Source organism: Saccharothrix texasensis, assembly GCF_003752005.1.
In the GTDB taxonomy this organism is placed as follows: Bacteria; Actinomycetota; Actinomycetes; order Mycobacteriales; family Pseudonocardiaceae; genus Actinosynnema; species Actinosynnema texasense.
In genome coordinates this window covers 67,070-91,515 of sequence record NZ_RJKM01000001.1, presented here as the reverse complement: position 1 = coordinate 91,515, position 24,446 = coordinate 67,070, and the positions used below count along the sequence as shown (strand labels likewise).

Annotated in this window: 15 protein-coding genes; 7 read left to right on the top strand and 8 right to left on the bottom strand. The window is 74.7% G+C overall.

Going from position 1 to position 24,446, the window contains the following annotated elements; genetic code table 11:
* Positions 1–323: 323 nt before the first annotated feature.
* Genes trpB through EDD40_RS00295 form a run of 3 tightly spaced genes read left to right on the top strand, consistent with a single transcriptional unit; the run spans position 324 to position 3,071 of the window.
* Positions 324–1,490 (top strand): tryptophan synthase subunit beta, encoded by a 1,167-nt coding sequence (gene trpB / locus EDD40_RS00305; protein ID WP_123741106.1) that lies wholly within the window; start codon positions 324–326, stop codon positions 1,488–1,490.
* Complete coding sequence (trpA, locus tag EDD40_RS00300) at positions 1,487–2,272, top strand: tryptophan synthase subunit alpha (protein ID WP_123741105.1); 786 nt, start codon at positions 1,487–1,489, stop codon at positions 2,270–2,272. Before trpB ends, trpA begins: the two co-directional genes overlap by 4 nt.
* Positions 2,273–2,291: 19 nt before the next feature.
* On the top strand, positions 2,292–3,071 hold the full coding sequence (locus tag EDD40_RS00295; RefSeq protein WP_123741104.1) for a GntR family transcriptional regulator: 780 nt from the start codon (positions 2,292–2,294) through the stop codon (positions 3,069–3,071).
* On the opposite strand, the gene EDD40_RS00290 is transcribed toward EDD40_RS00295, so the two are convergent.
* The 6 genes from EDD40_RS00290 to EDD40_RS00265 all read right to left on the bottom strand — a co-directional run bounded on the left by EDD40_RS00290 (position 3,019) and on the right by EDD40_RS00265 (position 16,442).
* Positions 3,019–4,170, bottom strand: a complete 1,152-nt coding sequence (locus EDD40_RS00290) for a Cmx/CmrA family chloramphenicol efflux MFS transporter (protein ID WP_123741103.1) — start codon at positions 4,168–4,170, stop codon at positions 3,019–3,021. The genes EDD40_RS00295 and EDD40_RS00290 overlap by 53 nt on opposite strands.
* Positions 4,171–4,432: 262 nt before the next feature.
* A complete protein-coding gene (locus tag EDD40_RS00285; RefSeq protein WP_123741102.1) occupies positions 4,433–6,175 on the bottom strand; it encodes a hypothetical protein in 1,743 nt (580 codons plus the stop codon).
* Positions 6,172–9,603: a DUF5682 family protein gene (locus EDD40_RS00280; protein WP_246037275.1), complete on the bottom strand. Its 3,432-nt coding sequence runs from the start codon at positions 9,601–9,603 to the stop codon at positions 6,172–6,174. Before EDD40_RS00280 ends, EDD40_RS00285 begins: the two co-directional genes overlap by 4 nt.
* Positions 9,584–10,744: an ATP-binding protein gene (locus tag EDD40_RS00275; protein WP_123741100.1), complete on the bottom strand. Its 1,161-nt coding sequence runs from the start codon at positions 10,742–10,744 to the stop codon at positions 9,584–9,586. Before EDD40_RS00275 ends, EDD40_RS00280 begins: the two co-directional genes overlap by 20 nt.
* The gene (locus tag EDD40_RS00270; RefSeq protein ID WP_246037273.1) at positions 10,741–15,564 is read right to left on the bottom strand and encodes a hypothetical protein; all 4,824 of its coding nucleotides are present in this window, start codon (positions 15,562–15,564) and stop codon (positions 10,741–10,743) included. Before EDD40_RS00270 ends, EDD40_RS00275 begins: the two co-directional genes overlap by 4 nt.
* Positions 15,561–16,442 (bottom strand): DUF4132 domain-containing protein, encoded by an 882-nt coding sequence (locus tag EDD40_RS00265; protein WP_123741099.1) that lies wholly within the window; start codon positions 16,440–16,442, stop codon positions 15,561–15,563. The genes EDD40_RS00270 and EDD40_RS00265 overlap by 4 nt, the downstream gene beginning before the upstream one ends.
* A gap of 189 nt (positions 16,443–16,631) precedes the next feature.
* On the opposite strand from EDD40_RS00265, the gene EDD40_RS41275 reads away from it, so the two are divergent.
* The 4 genes from EDD40_RS41275 to EDD40_RS00250 all read left to right on the top strand — a co-directional run bounded on the left by EDD40_RS41275 (position 16,632) and on the right by EDD40_RS00250 (position 19,656).
* Positions 16,632–16,793, top strand: coding sequence for a hypothetical protein (locus EDD40_RS41275; RefSeq protein ID WP_170184878.1), 162 nt, complete (start codon positions 16,632–16,634; stop codon positions 16,791–16,793).
* A 571-nt stretch (positions 16,794–17,364) separates the two neighbouring features.
* Complete coding sequence (locus EDD40_RS00260; RefSeq protein WP_123741098.1) at positions 17,365–17,952, top strand: hypothetical protein; 588 nt, start codon at positions 17,365–17,367, stop codon at positions 17,950–17,952.
* Between the two features lie 85 nt (positions 17,953–18,037).
* On the top strand, positions 18,038–19,261 hold the full coding sequence (locus EDD40_RS00255; RefSeq protein WP_123741097.1) for a hypothetical protein: 1,224 nt from the start codon (positions 18,038–18,040) through the stop codon (positions 19,259–19,261).
* Positions 19,258–19,656, top strand: coding sequence for a hypothetical protein (locus EDD40_RS00250; RefSeq protein ID WP_123741096.1), 399 nt, complete (start codon positions 19,258–19,260; stop codon positions 19,654–19,656). Before EDD40_RS00255 ends, EDD40_RS00250 begins: the two co-directional genes overlap by 4 nt.
* A 4-nt stretch (positions 19,657–19,660) precedes the next feature.
* On the opposite strand, the gene EDD40_RS00245 is transcribed toward EDD40_RS00250, so the two are convergent.
* Together EDD40_RS00245 and EDD40_RS00240 are read right to left on the bottom strand one after the other, a co-directional pair.
* Positions 19,661–20,929: a hypothetical protein gene (locus EDD40_RS00245; RefSeq protein ID WP_123741095.1), complete on the bottom strand. Its 1,269-nt coding sequence runs from the start codon at positions 20,927–20,929 to the stop codon at positions 19,661–19,663.
* A gap of 13 nt (positions 20,930–20,942) precedes the next feature.
* Positions 20,943–24,446: an AsmA family protein gene (locus EDD40_RS00240; protein ID WP_123741094.1), complete on the bottom strand. Its 3,504-nt coding sequence runs from the start codon at positions 24,444–24,446 to the stop codon at positions 20,943–20,945.

The following is a 24,446-nucleotide window of genomic DNA, read 5'->3' as shown; positions in this document are numbered from 1 at the left end:
GGCTAGCGCCGTCCTGGTGGTCGCGCAACCGCCCGAGCTGCACGATCACGAAACCGGGAAACTCACCGGACATTCCTGGCGATCGGGAATCCGACCGCCACCGGCGATCTCGTACCGCACCGGAAGCGGTGGAGATTTCAACGAGGGCACAATAACCGGGATCGGATTCCACGTTGTTCGGGAACATCGCGAATACCCCTCGGCTGAATCGTGGCCGCCACCGGGAACGACTGCCGGACGACGAGGCGCCACCCTTGCCAGGAGGCGAACAGAGTTCTAGAGTTCTAGAAGTGTCAGTCGATGAGGTGGTCAGGACCGGCGGGATGCGCGCACCCGACGCGGCCGGTCGGTTCGGGAGGTTCGGCGGGCGTTACCTGCCCGAGGCGCTCGTGCCCGCCGCGCAGGCGGTGGAGGCGGAGTTCCGCGAGGCATGGGCCGACGCCGCGTTCACGGCGGAGTACCGGCGGTTGCTCACGACGTACGTGGGCCGGCCGACGCCGTTGACGGAGTGCTCGCGGTTGTCCGAGGCGTTGGGCGTGCGGGTCCTGCTGAAGCGGGAGGACCTGGCGCACACCGGGTCCCACAAGATCAACAACGTGCTCGGCCAGGCGCTGCTGGCCCGGCGGATGGGCAAGCGGAAGCTGATCGCGGAGACCGGGGCCGGGCAGCACGGCGTCGCCACGGCCACCGCGGCGGCGTTGCTGGGACTGGGCTGCACCGTCTACATGGGACACACGGACGTCCGGCGGCAGGCGGTGAACGTGTTCCGGATGGAGCTGCTGGGCGCCGAGGTCGTGCCGGTGACGTCGGCGAACGGCGTCGGCACGCTGAAGGAGGCGACCAACGGGGCGTTGCGCGCGTGGGTGAACGAGACCGAGGACGCGCACTACTGCGTCGGCTCCACGATGGGGCCGCACCCCTACCCCTGGATGGTGCGGGAGTTCCAGCGCGTCATCGGTGACGAAGCACGCGCCCAGTGCGCCGAACGGCTGCCCGCCGCGTTGCCGGACGTGGTGGTGGCGTGCGTGGGCGGCGGGTCGAACGCGGCGGGGACGTTCGCCGGGTTCGTGGACACGCCGGTCCGGCTGGTGGGCGTGGAGGCGGCGGGTGGCAGCGCGGTCGAGAAGGGCAAACTCGGCGTGCTGCACGGGTTCATGTCGCACTTCCTCCAGGACGACGACAGCCAGGTGCTCGAAGCGGAGTCGATCTCGGCCGGGCTGGACTACCCCGGCGTGGGGCCGGAGCACGTGCACCTCGCGGAGTCCGGCCGGGCGCACTACACGAGCGTGACCGACGAGCAGGCGCTGCGGGCGTTGAAGCTCGTGACCAGGACCGAGGGCATCCTCCCGGCACTGGAGTCGGCGCACGCCCTCGCCTGGGTGGTCGACGCCGCCGCGACCGGCGAGCTGACAGCCGGGTCGACGGTGCTGGTCACGTTGTCCGGCCGCGGCGACAAGGACATCCAGCAGATCAGGGAGCACCTGCGATGAGCGTGTTGGAACGGCGTTTGCGGGACGCGCGTGAGCCGCTGCTGATCCCCTACGTGATGGCCGGTGTGGTGCCCGACTGGCTCGACCTGGTGCGGGGCGCGGCGGAGGCGGGCGCGGACGCGATCGAGATCGGCCTGCCGTTCTCCGACCCGATGCTGGACGGGCCCACGGTCCAGCGGGCCGCCGCGCTCGCCGCCGGCCGGGGTGGGCGGCCGAGGCCGTTGCTGGACGAGCTGGCCGAGCTCGACCTCGACGTGCCGCTGGTCGTCATGACCTACGCGAACGTGGCGATGACGGTGACGCCCGATCGTGGCGTGAGCGGGTTCCTCGACCACCTGGCGGCGATCGGCGTGCGCGGTGTGATCGTGCCGGACCTGCCGCTGGAGGAGTCGGCGGAGTACCGGGCGCGGGCGGCGGAGGTCGGGGTCGCGGCGGTGCTGCTGGCCGCGCCCTCGTGCGACGACGACCGGTGTCGTGAGATCGCGCGGGCGTCGTCCGGGTTCGTGTACTGCATGAGCTCGATGCGGATCACCGGTGAGCGCGCCGATCTCGCCACGACGGCGCGGGAGACCGCACGGCGGGTGAAGGGGATGACCGGGCTGCCCGTGGTGACCGGGTTCGGCATCTCGACGGTCGAGCACGCGCTGGAGGCCTGCGCGGACGCCGACGGCGTCGTGATCGGCTCGGTGCTGATGCGGATGCTGGTCGACGGCGCGCCGGTCGCCGACGTCGTGGACGAGGTGGCCGCGTTCCGCCGGGCGCTATCCTCCGTGGGAGGTTGAGAGTCGGGGGTTCCCACCGGTGGACGACGGGCGGCGCACGGGCCGCGAGCACGGGCCGCGCATGCCCAAGTACCTGGCGATCTACCGGGTCCTGGCCGACCGGATCGCGGACGGCCGGTACCCGGCGGACGCGCTGCTGCCCGCGCAGCGGGAGCTGGGCGAGGAGTTCGACGTCTCGCTGATGACGGTGCGGCAGGCCATCCAGGCGTTGGAGGCGGACGGGCTGCTGGAGACGCGGCACGGTGTCGGCACGTTCGCGCGCCGGCCCGCGTTCGCCTACGGCCTCACGGGGTTGCGCAGCCTGTCGCAGGACCTGGTGGAGCAGGGCATCGAGCTGGAGACCGAGGTGCTGGACGCGCGGCTCGTCGTGCCGCCCGGTGACGTGGGCGCGCGGTTGGGCATCCAGGCGCAGGGTCGGGTGCTGGCGGTCGAGAGGCTGCGCAGCACCCGACCCTCCCCCGGCGCGTCCGTCCCGCTGCTGTTGCAGACGTCCTACCTGCCGGCAGGGATCGTCGACGACGTGGAGACCCTGCGGCACCAGTCGCTGTACCGGCTCCTCGAGGAGTCGGGGCGGCCGGTGCGGCAGGCCAGCGAGACGATCCAGGCGGTGGCGTTGACCGCCGAGCAGGCCCGCGTGCTCCGGCGCGAGCCCGGCTCACCGGCCCTGTCCAGCAGCCGGCTCAGCCGGGGCGAGGACGGCACGCCGCTGGTGGACGACCGCGCGTTGCTCGTCGGCGACACGGTGATCACCGCGGAACGCGCGGTGACCGGGACGAATCTCGCCTACGAGCACCGATGACGACGAACGCGCCCCCGGCCAGGGCGGCGCTGACCCACGGCGCGGCCCGGTAGTCGCCCGCGGCCCCGGTGGCGACCGCGGCGGCCAGTGGACCCGCGAACGCGCCGACGTTCAGCGCGACGGTGGCGAACGCGCCACCCAGCGAAGGCGCGTCGGACGCGACCCGCAGGACGCGGCCGACCAGCGCCGATCCGACGCCGAACGACAACGCGCCCTGCACCACCGCCAGCGCGACCAGCGGCGCCGGGTGCGCGCCGGTCAGGGCCAGCGCCGCCCACCCGACCGGCAGGACGCACACCGCCGGCCAGAGCTTCGCGTCGCCCAGCCGGCCGGCCGCCGTCACCCCGGCGAACGCGCCCACGCCGAACGCCGCCAGCAGCACCGGCACCGCGCCGGCAGGCAGGCCGGCGACGTCCGCGGCGATGACGGCGAGGTAGGCGAACGTCGCGAACGTGGCCCCGTTGACGAGGGTCGCGAGCACCAGTGCCCGCCGCAACGGCCGTGACCTCAACGCCCCGGCCTCCCGCCTGATCGACACCTCGCGACGATCGGCCGCGTCGGCCGGCGCGGATCGGAACACGAACGCCAACGCGGGCACGCACAGCGCGGCGACCGCCCAGAACGCCGAGCGCCAACCGGCCCAGTCGCCCAGCAGCGCGCCCGCCGGCACGCCCGCGACGCACGACAACGTGATGCCCGCCAACAGGACGGCGGTGGCGCGGCCTTGCCCGGTCGGGGGCACGAGCGCGGTCGCGACGGACATCGCGACGGCGAGGAACCCCGCGTTGACGATGGCGGCGACGATCCGGGTTCCGAAGAGGACGGCGAAGTCCGTCGTGACCGCGCCGAGCACGTGCACGGCGACGAACGCGGCCAGGAACCCCGCCAACGCGCGGCGGCGCGGCCACCGCGCGCTCAGCGCGGCCATCACCGGCGCGCCGATGATCATCCCGATGGCGTAGGCGGAGGTGAGGCTCGCCGCCGCACCCACCGGGACGGACAGGTCCCGGGCGATGCCCAGGACGAGGCCGGACAACATGAACTCCGAGGTGCCTTGCGCGAACACGGCAAGGCCGAGGACGTAGACGAAGACAGGCAAGGGGATCGACTCCGAGGTCGGCGTGCGCGGTCAGGTGCGTGCGCGTGCCGACCGCCGACGGGCGATCGCGATCAGGACCGGCGGGTCACCGGTCGGTCAGCTCGCCGCCGGCGATCGGCGGCTCCGCTCTGTCCGACTCGGGACTGGTCACCCGGCGAACAGTAGTCACCGCGCCGGGCGGCCATCAACGTCATTTCGCCCACCGCTCGCGCTCGACCGGACGCCCAGCGCGGGAGCCGATGCCGGTGATCGTCACGTCACCTCACTTGGCCCCCACCTCGGTCAGCCAGGCGCGCTTGGCGGCGGCACGGGTGAACTCGCGGACGTGGAGGCCGGCGCGCAGCCACGCCAGCGGGAAGTCGTCGCCCTCGTCGCGCACCACCCGGCCGAACGCGTCCCGGTCCCGGTCGCGCGAGGCGTCCGCCAGGTCGGCCAGCAGGCCCGCCGTGGTGGTGAGGCCGTCGCGGGTCAGGGCGGCCACCTCGCGCCGGGCCGAGGCGACGGCCGCCACCGCGCGTCCACCGAGCGCGATGCGGTGCAGCACGTTCTCCAGCGGGCGCGCCGGACGCGGGACGCGTTCGGCCGGCTCCGGTCGCGGCGGGAGTTCGCGGGCGCCGTCCCCGGCGACGTGGGAGCGTTGCAGCCGGTCCAGGCCCAGGTCCACGTGGTGGCGCAGGTCGGCGGGCAGGTCGAGGTCGCCGATGACGGCCAGCGCGACGGCCGTGCCGGGGCGGTCGGGCAGCAGGCGCGCCACGGCGCGGAGCCGCAGGCCGGGCGCGTTCGCGAGGACCCGCAGGTTCTCGCGCGCCCGGTCGCCGTCGCCGACGAGGTCCACCCCGGCCCCGTCGGTGGCCAGCCGCAGCGCGTCGCCCGCCGCGCCGAGCACGGTCCCCGTCACGAACAGCAGGTCCGCGCCGGCCGGGCGGTGGGCCTCGGGTTCGGTGTGGGCGTGGAAGGCGCGCGCCACCTGGTCCGGCAGCGGTCGCGCCCACAAGCCGGCCAACGGCGGCTCGTCCCACGACGCGGCGGACGCGGCCACCGCGCGGACGGCCTTGCCCGCGCCGAGGCGGCGGTCGGCCGACGCCGTGCCGCCGGAGAGCAGCAGACCCCCGCGGCCCAGTTCGCGTTGGCTGAGCCCGGACTCCCCGATCGCCACCGGCCCGCTCGCGGCGGCGGCGACCCGTTCCGCGCCGCCCGGCATGATCGCGGGCACGGTCCACAGCACGCCACCGTCGTCCACCAGGTGCGTGACCACCCCGGCGTAGCCGGAGGCGGCGACGACCACCTCGGTGCACAGGCCGTGCAGGCGCAGCGAGCCGATCGGGCGGTACTCGCGCCGGGCGGTGCCGCGCAGCACGGCCGTCGGGCCGACGCCCGTGCGCAGGTCGTGGCAGAGCAGCATCAGCTCGACCAGTTCGGCGGTCAGCGCTTCGCGGTCGAACGACGAGTCGCCGGCGCGTGCGGCGGCCAGCGCGGCGGCGATGCGCAGGCCGTTCGCGGCGGCGCGGTGCAGGCCCGCGACACGTGCGACGTGGACGGCGCGCAGCAGTCCGGCCCGGACCACCGCGCCGCTGCCCGCGGCCCCGGCGCGCAGCACCGTCCCGCAGGCCTCCCACAGCGCGCCCGCCGCCGCGCGCTCGTCGTCGGACGTCACCTCGACGGCGTCGGGCACGGGCTCGCCGGGCACGGGCTCGCCGGGGACCTCGACCGGCTCCTGGTCCCCTCCCGCGACGTCGGCCGCGGCCACGGCGACACCGCGGTGCAGGCACTTCGGCGCGATCAGGCAGCTGCACACCAGGTCGTCGGCCGTGGTGAGCACACCTCGGCGCAACGTCCAGGTCAGCGTGGTCTCGGCGTCGAGCGCGGCGGTCGCCGTGTCGGCGTCCGCCGTCACGGTCCACTCGGCCACGCGCCCGAGCGACGCGTCGACCCGCTTGCGCAGGCGGGGCGGCAGGGCGTCGAGCACATCGGCCACCACCGCCGGGAACACCGGGGGCACGCTCATCCGCGCACCTTCTCCCCCACCCAGCGGGCCAGTTCACCCGGGCTGAGCGCGGCGACCGGCATGCCCGCCGCGACCAGCGCGCCCGCCACCGACGTGGAGTAGCGGGCGACGCCGCGGTCGTCGAGGCTCGCGCAGCCGAGCACCGTCACCCCGGAGGCGACCAGCTCCCGGACCTGCGCGACGAGCGGCCCGACCGGACCGCCCTCCTCGAAATCGCTGACCAGCACCACCATCGTCCTCTCCGGCACGGTCACCAGGGAACGGGCGTGGCGCAACGCGCCCGCGATGTGCGTGCCACCGCCCACCCGCACCTCCAGCAGCAACGACAACGGGTCGGCCACCCGGTCGGTCAGGTCGACCACCTCGGTGGAGAACGCCAGGAAGTGCGTCGACAGCGCGGACACCCCGGCGAACACCGACGCGGTCAGCGCCGACCACACCGTGGAGGCCTCCATCGAGCCGGACACGTCCACCACCAGGACCAGTCGCCAGTCGTTCGACTTGCGCCCGCGGGTGCGGAACACCGGGCGTTCCGGCACGACGACCACGCGGCCGTCCGCGGCGCGGCGCGCGGTGGCGAGGTTGGCCCGCAGGGTGCGCGGCAGGTCCAGCCGACCGCCGGGCCGCCGGGTCGGTGTCGGCAGCTGGATCCCGGTCAACGCGGGCCGCACCCGGTTGGCCAGCTGGTCGGTCAGCTCGCGCACGAGCCGCGCCACCAACGGCCGCAGCCGGGTCAGCGCCGACTCCGACAACCCGCCCGCCAACGACAGGACGTTGCGCAACAGGTCGACGGACGGCCGCACGGAGCCGGGGTCGATCTCCAGCGCCGCCTCCAAGCGCCCGCCTTCCGCGGCGGCCGCCAGGACTTCTTCGCGGACGTGCTCGCCGAACAGGTCCCGCAGCTCCTCCGACCACTCGCGCACGTCGGGGAACGGGCTGGAGCGGTCCGCGCCGAGGTCACCGCGCGCCGCCCCTTCACCCCGATCACGCCCGTACAGCTCGTCCAGCGCCGCCGCGTACCGGGCCGCACCGGCCGGGCGTTCACCGTTCGCCCCGAGCACCAACCGCCACCGGACGCCGACGGGCAGCTCGCCCACGTGGGACCGGGCCGACGCACCGTCGACGGCCGGCTCAGCAGTCGGCTCAGCCGGCTCGGCAGTCGACCCGGCCCCGCCGACGGACCTCCGCTCGGGCAGCAGGCCGTGCGCCCGCAACGCGTCCACCGCCGCGTGCTCGGCGTCCAACCACACCGCCAGCAGCTCCGGATCCGTCGCGCCCGCCGCGTCGACCCGGTCACCGGTGCGTTCCTCGACCACCGCCAGCACCCGGGCCCGGGCCGCCGGCCCCACCGAGGTGAACGCGCCGCGCAGCGCGGGCAGCCGGGCGAGGAAGTCCCGGTCCGCCAAGCCCTCCACCCGGTCCAGCAGCGGTGCCAGCGCCTCCGGCGTCTCCAGCAACGGCCCGGCCGCCGCGAGCACCCCGGTCAGCCCGAGCCGCAGCACGCCCCGGCGCTCCGGCGTGCTCGCACCGTCCACCCACGACGCCACCCGCTCGCCCAGCACCGAAGCGGGCACCAGGCCGAGCAGCACGCGGGCCGCGCCGGCCGCACCGGCGATCAGCGGCGTCCCCGAGTCGGCCAACGACCGCAGGCACGCCTCGAGCCGCAGCCCGTGCACCCCCGGCCGCTGGCCCAGCTCCACCAGCGCCCGCGCGTCGGCGACGTCCTCCGACCCGGCGAGCCCGTCGAGCTGCGCCACCGCCGCCGTCTCCAGCTCCAGCGCCGACAACGGGTGCGCGTCGAGCACGTCGCCGGGGGTGCCGGGCACGTGACCGGCGCGCAACCGGTCCAGCAGGTCCAGCCCCGCCAACAGCTCCCGCAACGTCCCCGACGACGGCAGCACGGTCGCCGCGTCGGTCAGCAGCGCGTCGACCATCGCGGGCAACCCGCACAGCGCCGCGTCCAGCAGATCGCCCAACACGGCGGTGGGTGTGTGCCCGCCCCGCTTCTCCCGTTCGGCGCGCCGGGCCCGCAGCCGGCCGAACGCGGCCAGCTCCGGCGTCGCGCCCCACAACCCGGCCACCGGCAGCGTCGCCGCGGTCGCCGGGGTCCACGCCACCGTCCACCGGGTGGTCAGCGCGTCGCCACCGCCGACGCCCGTGGTCGCGGTCTCCTCGCCGTAGGTCACGCCGAGCACGGTCAGCCGCCGCAACGCCACCTCCCGCCGCGCGTCCAGGTCCGACCGCAACGGGTCCAGCCGCAACGACACCGGTTCGCGCGAGTCCGGACCGGGCAGCCGCAGCGACGCGACCAGCGCCTCCACCGCCGGCGCCAGACCGGACCGGGGCGTGCCGGGCGCGAGCACCCCGGTGCGGCGGCCCACCAGCACGTCACCGGCGGCCCGCGCCACGACCCGGCCGCGGCCCAGCGGCTCGGCGTGGGTCAGCACGGTCTGCACCGCTTCCACCAGCTCGCCGCGACCGGGCGCGGGCAGGCCGCGCAGCCGGGCCAGGTCGATCGCCAGCCGCAGCGCCTCCCGCGCCTCACCGGGACCGGCCGGGTGGCCGAGCTCCCGCACCCGCGCGCAGATCCGGACGATCAGCGACGCGGCGGCGGCCTCCACCGCCTCCGGGTCGCCCGCCGCCTCCAGCACGGCCTGCTGCCACTCGGGGTCGCGGATGCCCGCCGGGTAGCCGGAACGCTCGTCCAGCAACGCGAACCCGTAGGGCACCAACGACGTGACGACGTCACCGGCGGCCGGGACGGAGGAGTCCACCGGCCCGTCCAGCAGCGCCGCCGCGTGGAACGACCCGATCACCGCCGCGCAACGCCGGCCGTCGACCCCCTGCACGACCCGGCGCATCCACGCCTCCCGGCGCAGGTCGTACGGGTCCACGCCGACGCTCTCGGCGTCCTGGCGCAACGCCCAGCCGACCATCAACGCGGCCCGCCGCACCGCTTCCGGCGTCTGGCCGGGCGCGGCGGCCTCCACCAGCCGGTCCCACAGGTCGTCGCCGTCACGGCCGGTCGTCGCGCCGCGCAACGCGTCGGTCAACGGCGACGCGCCCCGCTGCGGCTGCCGGTGCCCGTCACCGCGCGCCGCGAGCGGCAGGTCGCACGGCCGCACCTCCACGCCGTGGCGGCGGGCCCACCGGATCGCGGCCAGCTCGGGTGAGAAGTCCGCGAACGGGTAGAACGCGAGGTCGCCGTCGGGCGAGGCGCCGGACAGCGCGACCGGCGCGACCAGGTCGGGATCGGCCAGGAACGGCAGCCACTCCCCCAGTTCCTCCGGCAGCTCGACCAGCAGCACCTCCGGCGCGAACCGGTCGAGCAGGGCGGGCACCACCGCCGCCAGCGCGGGCGAGTGGTGCCGCACCCCGATCAGGTGAGGGTGCCGGTGCTCGGCCAGCTCACGCATCGAGGACGTCACGGAGTTCCCACAGCCGCCGCCACGTGCGCGCGCCGGTCTCGGCGCGCCGCCGCACCGCTCCGTCCCAGTAGCCGAGCAGCCGGGCCGCGTCGCCCGGGTCGTCCTTGCGGACCACGCCGAGCAGGTGGCCGGGCAGCAACGACAGCGGGTCGCGGTCGCCGGGGAAGTACGCGTCGGCCAGCCCCAGCGAGGTGGCGACCGACACCGCCTCCGCCGTGCTCATCACCGTGGACGGCCGCTCGACCGCCCACCCCTCCTCCGACACGCCGTTGCGCAGGTCGCGGAACGCGGTGACGAGCACTTCCAGCACCACGTCGTCCACGGCGAACGGCGCGCTCACGCGGGCCAGCGCGGCGCTCGCCTGCCGCCGCACCAACGCCGTCTCGGCCGCCAGGTCGCCGATGGGCCCGACGTTCTCGAAGTTGAACCGCCGCTTCAACGCCGCCGACATCTCCGACACGCCCCGGTCGCGGAGGTTGGCCGTGGCGATCACGGTGAAGCCGGGTGCGGCGTGCACGGTCGCGCCGTCCGGGCCCGCCAATTCGGGCGCGGACAGCTCGGGCACCGCGATGCGCCGGTCCGACAGGATCGACACCAGCGCGTCCTGCACCTCCGGCAGGCACCGGGTGACCTCTTCGACGCGCACCACGCCGCCGCCGCGCATCGCGGTGAGCACCGGTGACGGCACGAGCGCGCGCGGGCTCGGGCCTTCGGCCAGCAGCAGCGCGTAGTTCCAGCCGTAGCGCAACTGGTCCTCGGTGGTGCCCGCGGTGCCCTGCACGACCAGTTGGCTGCTGCCGGACACGGCGGCGGCCAGCAGCTCGGACAGCATCGACTTGGCGGTGCCGGGTTCGCCGACCAGCAGCAGGCCGCGTTCGCCCGCCAGCGTCACCACGGCCCGCTCGACCAGGGCCCGTTCACCGACGAACTTGGTACCGATCACCAGCCGGTTCGGCACGCCGGCCACCGACACGCCCTTGGGCAGCGCCAGCGGGTCGCCGCTGCCCATCACGAACGTGACGACGGCACGCGGGGTGAGCCGCCACCCCGGCGGGCGGGGCCCGCTGTCGTAGGCCGCGAGGAACGCCAACTCCTCGCGGAAGGCGTCCTCGGCGGGTTCGACCTGCCTGGGTGCGGTCACTTGCGTCCTCCGGTCCTGAGCTCTTCGTAGGCGGGCGCGTCGCCGTCGAGCACCCGTTGCCAGGCGCGGGCGAACAGGTCCGCGACGGGTTCCCGCGGCACGATGGCGCCGGGCTGCCCGTTGGCGTAGTCGAACATCGGCGCCTTCCAGCCCTCCAGCGGCAGGTGCGGCGCGGACAGGGCCAGCCACCCGCCGGGCAGGAACAGCGACCGCCCGGCCCTGGCGCGTTTCGCGGTGAGCACCAGGTCGGTCGCGGCGAGCGCGGTCCGGGCCTGGCGCAGCCGCGCGGGTTTCCAGCCGGTCCACCTGGCCACGTTCGCGTCCGTCGGGTCGGGCAGGGCGAGCAGTTGCAGGTACAGCGCCGCCGCGTCCTCGGTCAGCCCGAACCGCGCCGCGACCTCCGCCACCAGCGCGGGCACGGACACCATCGGGTCCTGGTGGTAGGCGGCCGGGTCGACGCCCTCGGGCGCGGGGACCGCGCACAGGGCGGTGAGGCGGTCGTCGGCCAGCCGGTCCAGCATCCGCTGCACGTCCTGCCCGCCGGCCAGCGCCGTCAACGCGACGAACAGCTCCCGGTCGGCCGGTTCGACGAGACCGGGCCTGACCACCAGGCGGCAGTACACGTCGCCCGCGCGGGCCAGCTCCAGCCAGTCGTGGTACTCGTGGACGCCGTCCTCGGTGAGCAGGTCGACGCCGAGCAGCGCGCACACGCGCTCCAGCTCGACCCACCGGCCGAGGTCGAGGGCGAAGCGCGGGTGCGCGACCCGCTGCCGGGCCAGGGCCAGCGCCTCCGGCAGCCGGGCGCGCAGCGGCGAACCGGCCGGCAGCCGGTGCGCCAGCCACCCCAACGCCTCCGGAACCGCCCACAGCGCCGCCCGGTCGAACCCGTCCGGGTGGCGGGCCTCCAGCCCGGAGCCGGTGAACGTCAGGTCGGCGTCCACGACGAGCCACGGCGTGAGGTCCGGGTTGACCAAGCCGGCCACGTACTCGCCGGCGTTGCGCAGGTTCAGCAGCTTCACCGCGTCCACCAGCACGTCGTCCGGCACCGGCGACCGCCGACCGTGCGCGGCGGTCCACACCTCGGCGACCGCGGCCACGTCCGGGCCGCTCGTCCACAGGTCGGTCGGGTCGGCGGGCACGGCGGCGGCGACCAGTTCGAGCCGGAACGAGTCGGCCAACCCGCGGAACCGCTCCTTGGCGGCCTTGGCGGCGCCCGAGGACAGGCCGAGCAGGTGCCGGTCGGCGGTCGCGAGGAAGTTCGCGTCCCACCGGCTGACGCCGGGCAGGCCGGCCAGCAGCAACGTCGCCTCGGCCGAGCCCAGGCCGGTCAGCTCGACCAGCGCGGGCACCGCCTCCGGGAACCACGGCGCGGGGCCGCGCTCGGCGAGCGCGTCGAGGAACCTGGCCACCCGTTCGGGCCCGAACGGGTGGCGGACCTCCTGGGCCGACTCGACGTGCCAGCCCTTCGGCAGGTCGAACGCACCGGGCGTGCGGCTGAACTGGAGGCCGTCGAACCGGCTGCCCGGGTCGTTGCGCCACTGGGTCTCGAACAGGGCGATGAACCCGTCGCGCACCGGCACGACCCGGTCCTTCGGGCTCGCCTCGCCCTTGTGCACGACCACGCCGACGGTCCGCCAGTGCCCGGCGCCGTCGGCCAGGCCGCCGTCCGCGACCGACCGCAGCACGAGCGCCAGCGCGGCCCGCTGGTCGTCCGGGGTGAGCGGTGACGCGGCGCGGTGCGCGAGCGCGGCCAGGTGCGGCAGCGCGTCGAACCAGCGCGGCGCGTTCGACAGCGGCAGGTCCCGTGCCTCGGTCCGGGCGACCGCCTCGCCCAGCGCGGTGATCAACGCGGGCAGCCCGGTCGGCACCAGGCCGCGCGAGTTGTAGGACCGGTAGCCGCCGAACCAGTTGAGCGCGGCGTTGACCTCGTCCTCGGTGACGTCGGGCCCGGTGGGCGCGAGGACCGGGTCGACCGCGCGGGCCGCCTCGGCGACCTCGCCGTAGCCCCGGTAGGAGCGCTCCAGCTCGGCGGCCCGGCGGACCACGTCGACCACCCCGGAGATCAGCGCGGGGTGCGTGAGGCCGGGCAGCGCGGCGGCGACGACACCGGCGAGCCCGCCGCGTTCGCCCTTGACCAGCGCCGTCAGCCGCTCGCGGATCGTGCGCTTGTCCGGCCCTTCCGCGCGGGCGGCGGCGAGCATCCGGTTCACGGCTTCGCGCGTCACGCCGCGCAGCGCGGCGGAACCGGCCTCGTCCCGCGGTCGCAGGAGGTGCCACCACTCCAGCGGCGGCACGAACGGCGTGCCCGTCGCGTACGGCGGGTGCTGCGCGGTGGCCGACACCGCGGCCAGCCTGACGCCCTCCGCGTCGAGCACGACCATCGTCCGGTTGCTGGACGCCAGCGTCAGCTCCGCGCCACCGGGCAGCCGCAGCACACCGGTCGGGGTGTGGAAGGCGCCGGGCAGCCGGACCCGGCGGCCGTCCACGCCCTCGCCGACGCACGAGCCGTCCGCCTCGCGGCGCACCCGCCAGCCGTGCAGGCCGTCGGCCGCCCCGAGCGGACTGGCCTGCGTCGCGGGGACGGCGGGCCGGAGGTCGCACTGGGCCAGTTCGAGCGACGCGCCGTCGGCCGCGAAGTCCTCGATGAAGCGGGGCAGGCTCGCCCGACCGCGCCGGCCGGTCGCCGGGTCGACCTCGAACCAGCGCCACGCGTGGTCGTGGAACGCGCCGGTCCACAAGGTGGTGCCGTCGCCGTGCGCGTCCGCCGGCGCCGGCATGACCGTGTCACCGGGGTGCACGGCCCGCTCACCGGTGAACCGGCCGCCGCCGGGCAGGGCGATGGACGCCCTCGCCAGTTCGTGCCGGGAGTAGCTCCGGCTGCCCTCGGTGGGCGCGAACACGTGGTCCGGCGCGTCGCTCCAGTACGCCAGCTCGCCGTCCGGGCCGTGCCAGCGCACGAGCAGCACACCGTCGAACCACGACCCGGTCGGCGCGAAGCCCCAGCGGTGCCGGGCGTCGGCCGGGATGCGGGAGACGTGCTCGGCGAGCACGCCGTCCGGGCCGACCACCACGAACGTCTCGCCGCGGCGCAGCACCAGCGCGGGCCAGCCCTCGCCGCACACCACGACGCCGTCGTCCTTGGGCGTCCCGACCGAGGCCAGGCGTGCGACGGCCTCCTCCAGGGCGGGCCACCCCAGCTCGTCCAGCAGGCCCGCGCGCAACGTCCGGTGCAGGGCCGCGGCGACGTCGGTGCGGGAGAGCGACTCGGCCGCCTCGGGCACGTCCACGTACGCCTCGGGCAGCCGCACGACGGACAGCTCGCCGAGGTGGTCGGAGAGGTCGGGCAGGCCGACGGCGGTGTCGTGCCCGACCCGCGCCGCGATCCACGCGCCCAGCGCGCTGCGCAGACCCGGCACGGCCATCGCGGCGGACAGCACGTCCGGCGCGACGGCCGTCGGACGGGTCTGCGAGCGGGCGTGGACGATGAACCCGGCGCCGAGCGCGGCGCCGAACCGCTCGGACGCGGCCAGCGCGGCGAGGTCCCGACGGCCGGGATCGTCGTCGGCCAGCCACCCGGCGACGTCGAGCTGCTGGTCGTCCCGCCGGCCGCGGGCGATCGGCACGTCGTGCGACACCAGCAGGTCCAGCACGTCCAGGTCGCCCTGGCGGTAGTAGCGCAGCGCGCGGACCGGCACGCCGTCGGCCACGAGCCGGCCGGCCATCGCCTCGACCAGCTCCAGCAGCCGCACCGACCGCGCGGTGCCGCGCCACCCCGACGAGCGGACCGCGAGGACCGACGACAGCCACTCGGCCGGGTTCGCCTCCACCTCGTCCGGCCCGATCAGCGCGCGGGTCGCGCCGCACGCGGTCAGGATGTCCAGCCACAGGTCGAGCACCGACTCGGAGTCGGGCACGAACGCCAGCAGCCGGCCGCGCACCTCCGCGTCGCCCTTCGCCAACGCCACCAGCGAGGCGCGGTAGGACTTCCAGAACGCGCCGCCCGCGCGGCTGATCGCGGAACTGTCCAGGATCGCGCGCAGCAGCCGCTGGTCCTCGGTCCCGAGGTCGCGCTTGGCCGCCTTCGCCAACCGCCGCAGGTCTTCCGGCATTCCCGTGTACGGCGGCAGGCCACCGCGGGTGCGCTCCACGCACAGCGTGAAGAACAGCTCGTAGGCCGCGTCCGGGTCGTGCTTGCGGGCCAGGCCCTTGGCGTGCGCGGACAGCGCCTTGGCGGTCAGCGCGCCGGCGAACGCGAACTCCAGGAACACCTCGCGCGTGCGCTCCGGGTCGACCGCGAGGTCGTGCACCTCCTCCGCCTCGCGGGCCTTGCCGAACATGCTCGCCGCGTAGCTGGTGTTGCCGTGCTGCAGGAAGATCCGCCCGGCCTGCTCGTAGAAGGTGGGCAGGAAGTGCGGCGCGGACCGGCCGAGCATGGCGCCCAGCGCGGTGAACCCGTCCTTCGCCGCGCCGGCGCGCGACTTGGCCGTGCGGGCGAGCCGTTCGACGTCCTTGACCAGGTTGAGCGCGTGGTGGCCGTTGGCCGGGTCGTGCACCAGGGCCCAGGCGGGGAAACCGAGCGCGCTGCGCTTGCCGGTGCCGACGTCGGCGACCCGGACGGGCGCGTCGAACCCGAGGTATTCGCAGGTCAGGTCCTCGGCGCGGCCGAGGACGGCGGGCACCAGCCGCACCACGACGCGGCCGTCCAGTCCCTCGTGGGCGTAGTGGCGGGCGGTGACGGTGTCGCGGTCCTCGCCGACGTCGCCGGCGCCGGGCAGCACGGCCCCGGCCGAGATCAGGGTCTTCGGGCTCAGCTCGCTCACGGGGCCACCACAGCTTCCTCGACGACGCGACCGGCGTGGACCGCCGCCGCCATGCGCATCCCCTCGGACCACGCGACCGGTCCGACGTCGGCGAGCGGCAGCGCGGTTCCGTCCTCCAGCGACCAGCGCAGCTCGCCGGTCCACGTCTCGCCCTCGGGGTAGTCCGAGCCGAGCCAGTAGCGGGCCTCCACGACCCGGCCGTCCTCGAACGCGGAGTAGACCGCGTCGCCGCCGCGCACCGGGTAGCCGAGCGTGCGGCACCGGCCCAGCGCGTGGTTGAGCTGCTCGAACCGGCCGCCGGCGTAGTCGTCGACGGACGTCTTGCCCGTCGGCTCGGCCGGGCGGGCGTAGGTCTGCCGGAACAGCTGCTGCACCTGCTGCTCGACGCCGAGTTCCGCGCCGAACTCGCGCAGCTCCTCCAGGTCCTCCAGCAGCACCGGGTGCGGGATGCCCACCACCTCCGGCTTCAGCCGGCGGGTGTCGCCCTCGAGGGTCACCAGGCCCAGCCCGCGCTCGGGGTCGGCGTCGCGCAGGAACCCGGTCTCCGGGCCGCCGCCGTCATCGGCCGTGACGACGAGGTCGCGCAGCGCGTCCGCCCACGCCGCGTCGGCCCAGACCTCGGTGATCAGCGCGGCGGGCACCGGCAGCGAGCGCACCATCCAGCCGTCCACGGTGGACAGGCACTCGGCGCGGTGCCGGGACAGCCACTCGGCGAGCTGGCGGAGCTGGACGACCCTCGGGTCGTCCTTGAGCGACGCGGGCACCGAGGAGAGCACCTTGCCCTTGCCGTTGCGGCACTGGACGCGCCCGTTCTCCCCGAGCCGCACCTGGTACCCGGACGCGTGCCCAGCTTCGGATTGGGCATCGAGCCAGCCCACGGTTCCTCCTGCGAGTCGTTCACGACGGTGTGGCGCGGAGGTTAGCGAGGGGGTCCGACACTGTGATCGGATCGGCCGGTTCGTCGCCTCGTCGTGACCGGCGGCGGGCCTGCACGATCGGGCGGCTTTACCTCAAGCCTTGCCCAAATCAGGTGCGAATGTGACCGGCGTCTCCCTAACCTCTGTCCCATGAGACTGCTGCTGTGGATCGCGCTCACCTGCGCGCTGGCGGTCGAGGGGGCCATGGTCCTCCCGCTGCTGGCGGGCGTGGCGATCGTCGGTTGCGCCGAAGTGCGCCGCCGCTCGCCGCGCCCGCCCACCCGGACCCGCCATGACCTGCTCGCCCGTTGACCCGGTGGTCGTGACCACTGGAGACGATCGACTTCGTGCGCCGGGGCACGCGTTGTCCTGAGGCAGCGCGGTGAACTCCTGCGCCGCCTGACGCTCACGCCGAGCGAAGGCCACGGCTCCGGCGCGCTGCGCCCCACCCCGAGCCGAACGCCGCCGTTGTCCCGCATGTCCTTCTGCATCACCGCTACCGCCGGGTGCGGCGAGAGGGTGAAGCCCGCTCGAGCGGCGGGCTGCCGGACGGGGCGCGGTGGATCCTCAAGCCGGACCCTGAACCGCGGGTGGCGGAGGTGCGGCCGGTGGTGGTGCCCGACGCGCGACAACCGGGCGGACCCGGGCACGGCGACGACGGTGACGAGCCGCGCACCCGCAACCGCGTGACCGCGGCGGCGGTGGGCACGGCGGTGCAGGTGGGTGTGGTGCACGGCGGCCTGCACGTCCACCCGCGGGACCGGCCGGGTCCGCCCACCGGCCGGGTCCGCCCACCGGTCGGGCCGCCCTGCCGGACGAGGCCGCGGACCGGCTCGCCCGGGCGGTCCGCTCCCGGTGGCGACGTGAGGAAGGGCGGCGGCGGGTGTGGGAACCGTCCCCGCTGCCGGTCCGCTGGCGCCTGGCCTCCGGCGGTTCGACGGACCGCGCGGCCGGCGGTTCGACGGACCGCGCGCTCGACGTCCACGACGCCGGACCGGGCACGACCGGCGACGCGGTGGCGGCGACAGGCCGCCTGGACGACGTCGTGCGGGTCTACCGCCGACTCCGGTTCGGGAGGCTGGTGGTGCTGGGTCGGCCCGGGTCGGGCAAGACGGTGCTGACGCTGCGGCTCGTCCTGGGCCTGCTGGACACCCGCGCCGACCGCGATCCGGTGCCCGTCGTGTTCAGCCTCGGCTCGTGGGACCCGACCGGGATCGAATTCGAGGACTGGCTCATCGACCGGTTGGTGCGCGACTACGCCGGGCTGGACGCGACGGGCCCCGACGGGAAGTCGCTCGCCGCCGCGCTGGTCGAGGCGGGCCGCGTGCCGCCCGTGCTGGACGGGTTCGACGAGATCGCCGACGGCCTGCACCACGCCGCGCTCGACGAGCTCAACGCGACCGCCACGCCCTGGTGCTCACCAGCCGAACCGGCCAGTACGAGGCCGCGGCGACGGCGACCCGGCCGCTGATCGGCGCGGCCGGGATCGAACTGCTCGACCTGATCCCCGACGACGTGGCCGAGCACCTGTCGCAGACCGCGCGCGACCCGGGCCGGTGGACCCCGTCCTGGACGAACTGCGGGCTCGTCCCCGGACCGACGCCGGTGACACCCTCGCCGCGGTGCTCTCGACACCGCCGATGGTGTCCCCCGCCCGCGGCGCGTACGACGCCTCGCCCGACCGCGATCCCGCGGAACTGCTGGGCACCGGCCGGTTCGGCTCCCCCGCGGCCGTCGAGGCGCACCTGCTGGCCGACCACACCCTCGCCGCCTACCGGCGACCGCCGCACGACGGCCTCCGGCGGCGATGGGAACCGGAGGACGCCGAGCGGTGGTCGGGCTACCTCGCCTGGCACCTGACCGAGCTCGGGACACCCGACCTCGACTGGTGGAAGCTGGGCGCGGCCCTGGGCCACCGGACCCGGGTGCTGGCGGTCGCGCTCGTGTCCGGCCTGGTGATCGGGCTCGTGTTCACGGTGGTGCGCAAGTTCCCGCTCGGCGCGGCCGGGTTCGAGGGCGGGTTCGCCGACTGGGTGCTCCTGGTCCTGTTCGACGCGGTGGTCTTCGGGCCGCTGTTCGCGCTCGGGGCCGGGATCACGATGGGGCTCACCGCCTGGCTCGAGACACCCCTCGACACCAGGTCGGCGGTCGGCCCCCTCGACCTGCTGAGGAGGAGCCGGGCGAACACCGCCTTCCGGGTGCTCGTGGTGGTGCCCGTGCTCGGGCTCGTCATCGGCGTCGGCAGCGGGCCGGCCTTCGACCTCGCCCGGGTGCTCCTGGCCGGAACCGGGTTCCACGTCCGGTGGGACGCGGCCTCCCGGATCTCGATCGGGCTCGTCGCCGGTCTCGGCTGCGGCATCGGCTACGCGTTCAGCGCGACCGCGTGGGGCCGGTGGGCGACCCTGGCGCGAGTGTGGCTGCCGTTGGCCGGTCGGCTGCCCTGGGCCGTCCCGGCTTTCCTCGACGACGCCCACCGCCGTGGCGTGCTGCGCCAATCCGGCGTCGCCTACCTGTTCCGCCACGCGCGGCTTCAGGAGCAGCTGGACCGCACCTACCGCCCCGCGCGGAGGAACCGCCGCCGGAGCGGGGGCGGCGCCGACGACCGGGTCGGTGGTCGCCCTGACCCGGCCCGCGACGGATCCGCGAGTTCCGCGGGGACCTGCGACCTACCGCGCGGTCGGGGCGGCCGGCACTCTGGAGGACCTCGCCGACGTCGGGCGCGTGCGGAGGGTGGACGACTCGTCGACCCGGGCACCGGCCGGAACGAGGAGGCTCGATGACCGCGCCGGACCGGCCGATCCGGAGCGTGGCCAAGGGTGATCGCCGTTTGCGGGAGCAGAGCAGGGGGAAGAACCGCGGGCTGACGATCACGCAGCAGGTCACGGTGACCCGGACCGACGGGACCACGGACGGGCAGCAGTTGCGGGGCACTTACGGGTTCATCCCGAACCCGCACCGGAACCCCGCCTACAACAAGGACCAGCCAGGCTTCTACGCCGCCGCCTACGAAGCCGCCTCCCGCGACGTCACCGACGCCGCCCACCGGTACTCGCTCGTGCAGCCGGAACTCCTGGAGTTCGACTTCGCCGACGTCACCTACCGCGCGGAGAAGTGGTTGATCGGGCAGGGCAACCGCGGCAAGTGGCGGGTGGACGGCCCGGAGGAGCCCGGGTGACGGGTCAGCGGTCGGTGATGTCCAGGTAGCCACCGACCGTCACGGTGCCGTCGTCCACCGAGAGGCCCAGCGCCACGGGCGTCGCGTCGAAGCTCACCTCGTCGAGGTCGACGTGCAGGGTGGGCACCCGGTAGACGTCGAACGAGATGCCGGTGAGGGCGTCGGCGACGTACGGGCTGATCACCCCCGACAGCGCGTCCACGACCCACGACAGCACCATGCTGACGATGTCGCCGCTGGTCGGGGTGATGTCGAGGTCGAACCCGCCGACGTCGACCGTGCGCGCGGACAGCACCGCGTCGTCCAGGTCCAGCCGCACGGTGGCGACCGGGTCGGGCGACAGGGTCAGGTCGAAGAAGCCGTCGACCGACCCGCCGACGATCCAGTCGATCCCGGCCGACCCGCTGCCGGACACCGAGGCCGCCACCGAGATCGTGCGGTCGTCGGCGACCCAGCCGTCGCTGCGGACGTCGGACAGGGTGACGGTCGCCTTGTAGTACGCGGTGCCGAGGAGGATGTCGGTGGAGTCGTGGGGCCGATCGGTGAGTCCGTCGAGCGCGTCGGTCGCGGTGGAGGTGACCGCGCCGACCGCGTCGGGCCCGAGGACGATGAAGAACGGGGCAGGGGGCCACCCGGAGAACTGCCGGTCGGGCGCCGGGTTCCCGGCGATGTTGGCGGAGACCACCAAGTGGTTGTCGGCCACCTGCACCACGGGTTGGGTGAGCGATACTCCCTCGACCGAGGGAATCGGCACGGGGATCCCGGCGAGCAGCTGCCGCCCGGCCTCCAACGCGATCGGGACGACCTTCTGGTTGTAGACCCAGTCGGGGAACCGCTGCCCGGTCGACACGGTCGCGCTCAGCGGCGTGGCCACCAGGTTCGGGCCCGACTCGTCGACGGTCGCGGCGATCCGCACGGACGCCGTGTCGTGGGCGGGTGTGCCGTCGACGGTCAGGGTCAGCTCCACCTCGGGCAGGTCGACGTGGAAGGTGCGGCCGTCGTAGGTGTCGGCGACGCCCCGGAGCAGGTCGTCCCGGCTGATCCCCTCGACTTCGCCGTCCCGCACCACGGCGCGCGCGAGGCCGCCGTGGTCGACCTCGGACGTCAGGTCGAACGCGGGCGCCCGCACGACGTCCCAGTCCAGCCGGTAGTCGACGTCGCCGTCGGAGAAGGTGGTGGTGCCGCTGAAGTACCGGGGGTACTGCTCCTGGTAGATCCGGCCCGCGATGTCGTCGAACGTGCCGGTCGAGAGTCCGAGGGCGACGTCGCTCATGTGGTTTCTCCCCTCAAAGGGCGTTGGCGGCCCTGGTGATGGCGCACTTCTTCTCCAGCAGCTCCAGGGCTCGCTCCCAGGTGATGCCGCAGACCTCGACCAGCGCCTCGGCCATCGTGTCGAGGTCGAATCTGCCGAGCTCCAGCAGGGCGTCCGCGATGTCGACCACCGACTGCGCGAAGTGGACGAACAGCGCCTCGACCACGTCGACGGCGGTCTGCCCGACCCACAGCACGCCCTTGACGAGCAGGGTGAGCCACGCTTCGACGTCGTCGAGGACGGCTTTGAAGAACTGCTCCGCGTGCCCGGAGATCCAGGTCGCGATGGCCCGCGGCAGGTCGGCGAGCACCCGGGCGTCGACCGCGAGGCCCATGTCCGCGTCGAGCGGCACGCCCGCCCAGGTGAGGTGCAGTTCGGCGGCCAGGCTCGCGCCCCGCGGGCCCACGGCGCAGGTGGCCTCCAGGGTCGCGTCGGGCCCTTCGACGTGGACGCCGGCGGGGATGATCGTGATCCCGTCCACCGTGACGTCGCCCTGGAGGGTGAGGTCGAAGCAGTAGGCGCCGGCGAAGCTGCCGGTGAAGCCGGTCCCGGTGGACAGCGTCGCGCTGATCTCGGTGCGGAACAGCCCGGCCAGGTCGGTGGTGAAGGTGAAGGTGAACCCGGAGGAGTCGGCGTGGCCGCTGAAGGTCTCGGTCAGGCCGAGGAGGCTGATCCGGCCGGAGGCGTCGAAGTAGGTCTTGCCGGTCTGGCCGAGGACGGTGGTGTCGATGTCGACGTGCGGTCCGGTCGTGCCGGTGGCGTCGGTCAGCTGGAGCAGGTCGCCGAACGTCACGGCGGGGTCGATCGAGCCGGCGGCGACGATGCCCCGGGCGCCGACCACGGCCTTGACCTTGATCGTCCAGCCGAGGAACCGCACCTGCGCGTCGAGCCCGAACCCCTTGGGGTACAGGTGGTTGTCGGGCGCGGTCCAGCCGTTGGGGTCGGCCACCACGTAGCAGTCGAGCCGGTCGATCGCGATGTCCTCGAGCAGCGGCACGGCGTCCAGGTCCGTGCCGGTGAACTGGCCGACGACGCGGGCCAGCGTCAGCTCGTGGCCGGGCTTCGGGTCGAGCGCGAAGACGAACGCGCTGGGCTCGGTGAAGTCGGTCAGCTCACCGCCGAGGACGAGGGTGAAGGCGTCGTCGCCGGTGCCGATGAGGAACTTGCCCAGCAGGCCGATCGTCAGGCCGGTGTCCTCCACGGCGAGGTCGAGGCCGAATTCGTCGATGGTCAGGCCCTGGATGCCCAGCGGGTGGACCCAGTGCTCGACGGTGACCGACAGCTCCATGGTCAGCGCCTGGAGCAGGATCATGCCGCGACCGGCGAGGTGGAGCGCTTCGCCCTGCACGGTGAAGGTCAGGTCGGCTTCGAGGGTGAACTTCGTCGGGGCGAGGTCGACCACGAGCTTGGTGAACTGGACCGAGGCGACGGTGGCGATGTCGGTCAGGGTGCCGCGGATGTCCGACTGCGGGAGGTTCGCGGGGTCGATGTGCGCGGCGAGGTCGAGTTCCGTGCCGGGCGGCAGCACGTTCGACAGCACGCTGAGCGCCTTGTCGGTGAGCGACAGCGACCCGGCGAACGTCACGCCCTTCTCCACCGGGTACGGCAGGCCGTCCGCGCCGGGCAACGGCTGGGTCCACCGGTCGGTGGACAGCAGCAGCGAGGCGTTGCGGACGGTGACGTAGTCGAACACCTCGCCGAGCGGGCACCAGATCGACTTGGGGTTCCACTCGGGCGTGACGACCACGCCGGCCAGGAACCCCGCCTGCCCGTCCCCGGTCTCGGGCGGCTGGGGCGCGGTGCCGGTCTTGCGGGCCGCGAACAGCAGTCGGACCTGCCCGAACTGCTCGGCGTCGATCGTGGCGCCGGCGGCGAACTCGTAGCTGGTCGCACCGGCGTCCGTGCTCTTGCGCACCACGACGGCGGCTTGGCGAACGGTGATCTCGGCGATGCCGGACCCGGTGATCACGGAGGCGTCGGCGAACGCGTCGGCGAGCGCGGTCAGCGAGAGGTCCGACAGCGTGCCTTCGAGCTCGAACCCGGCCTTGCGCACCGCGACCGACCCGGCGAACGACCCGGCCGCCTGCCCGCCGCGCCCGGTCAGCGCGGCGGTGCCGGCGAGCGTGCCGTCGAAGCCGGTGTCGGGCTGGTAGGCGAGGTCGAGCGAGCCGCCGGTGAGGTGCAGCGCGGCGGCGCCGATCGGGATGGTCCAGTCGCCGGCGACGGCGAGCCCGAACGAGTACCGCTTGGCCCGCAGCTCGGCCGACAGCTCCAGCCGGTCGAGCGTGAGGTCCGGCAGCCAGGTGGCGTCGGGCAGGTAGGTCTGGACGATCCGCGTGAGCGGGACCGGTGTGCTCGGGTCGAGCGCCCCGGTGAACTCGACGCTCGACTTCGAGTAGTAGGCGGAGATGTCCACGTCGTAGGCGTCGAGGAAGCGGAACGTGCCGGTGAGCCGGGCCGTGATGTCCTTGGCACCGGTGGGGTCCTCGACACCGAACCGGAGGCTGACGTCGGGGACGGAGACCTTGCCCGGCACGATGTCGAGGGCTTGGCCGGTGCCGACCTCGACGGCGACGGAGGCGAGGCGGGCCGGGGTGAGGCCGATGACCGCGCTGAGGTGGCGCAGGACGATGACGTCGGGCACCTTCAGCACGTCTTTCACCGTGTCGGCGACTTGTGCGCCGTGCAGGAAGTCGGCGAACGCCGCCAGCGCGTACCGGGTGAGCCCGGTGAGGTCGGCGTCGAGGATCAGGTAGGTGTTCAGCTCGTCGGCGCGCATCGACACGGGGATGTCGGGCACGCCGTGGCCGATGGCGATGGTGCTGTCGAACTCCAGGTACGAGTCCGGTTCCGCCGTCGCGACCGCGGCGAAGGCGAGCGGCAGGGCGAGGCCGCCGACCGACAGCGCCGGCGAGGGGTCGGTGGTGATGCGGGTCGTCGGCGCCGCGCCGCCGCTGATCGCGCCGTGCGGGTCGGGCAGGTGCAGGTCCGGGAACGTGGCGAGCGCGGCCAGCGTGCCCTGCTTGAGCACCTCGTCCGCGACCAGGTTCAGGCCCGTGGAGATCCCGGACCGCTCGACGCTGGACCACTCCAGCCGGGGGTTCGCGAGCACCAGCCCCACCAGCGCCGGCGCGGTGTCCCGCCACGACGGGAAGGACACGCCGGGGTTCCAGTCGGCCGGCGCCAGCACGACCAGCAGCGCGGGCAGGCCGCCGTCGGCCAGGTCGAACGACAGCGTCAGGCGTGGCGTCCCGACGCCGAGCAGGGTGGTCGACGTGCCGGTCAGCACGACGGCGTCGCCCTGCCGCCGCGGCCCGTCGACGGCGGTCAGCACCCACTGGCCGGCGGTGAGCGGGAACGAGTCGGCGACCAGGGCGCGGATGCCCTCGGAGCCGAGCGCGTCGGGCGCCATCGCGAAGGTGCTCCCGGTGACGAGGGCGTCGACGGCGGCTTCGAGGTCGTCCAGCGTCACGGTCAC

Coding starts and splice junctions, on each gene's coding strand:
- trpB (WP_123741106.1), top strand. CDS start 324: ATGCGCGCACCCGACGCGGCCGGTCGGTTCGGGAGGTTCGGCGGGCGT.
- trpA (WP_123741105.1), top strand. CDS start 1,487: ATGAGCGTGTTGGAACGGCGTTTGCGGGACGCGCGTGAGCCGCTGCTG.
- EDD40_RS00285 (WP_123741102.1), bottom strand. CDS start 6,175: ATGAGCGTGCCCCCGGTGTTCCCGGCGGTGGTGGCCGATGTGCTCGAC.
- EDD40_RS41275 (WP_170184878.1), top strand. CDS start 16,632: ATGAGACTGCTGCTGTGGATCGCGCTCACCTGCGCGCTGGCGGTCGAG.
- EDD40_RS00250 (WP_123741096.1), top strand. CDS start 19,258: ATGACCGCGCCGGACCGGCCGATCCGGAGCGTGGCCAAGGGTGATCGC.
- EDD40_RS00245 (WP_123741095.1), bottom strand. CDS start 20,929: ATGAGCGACGTCGCCCTCGGACTCTCGACCGGCACGTTCGACGACATC.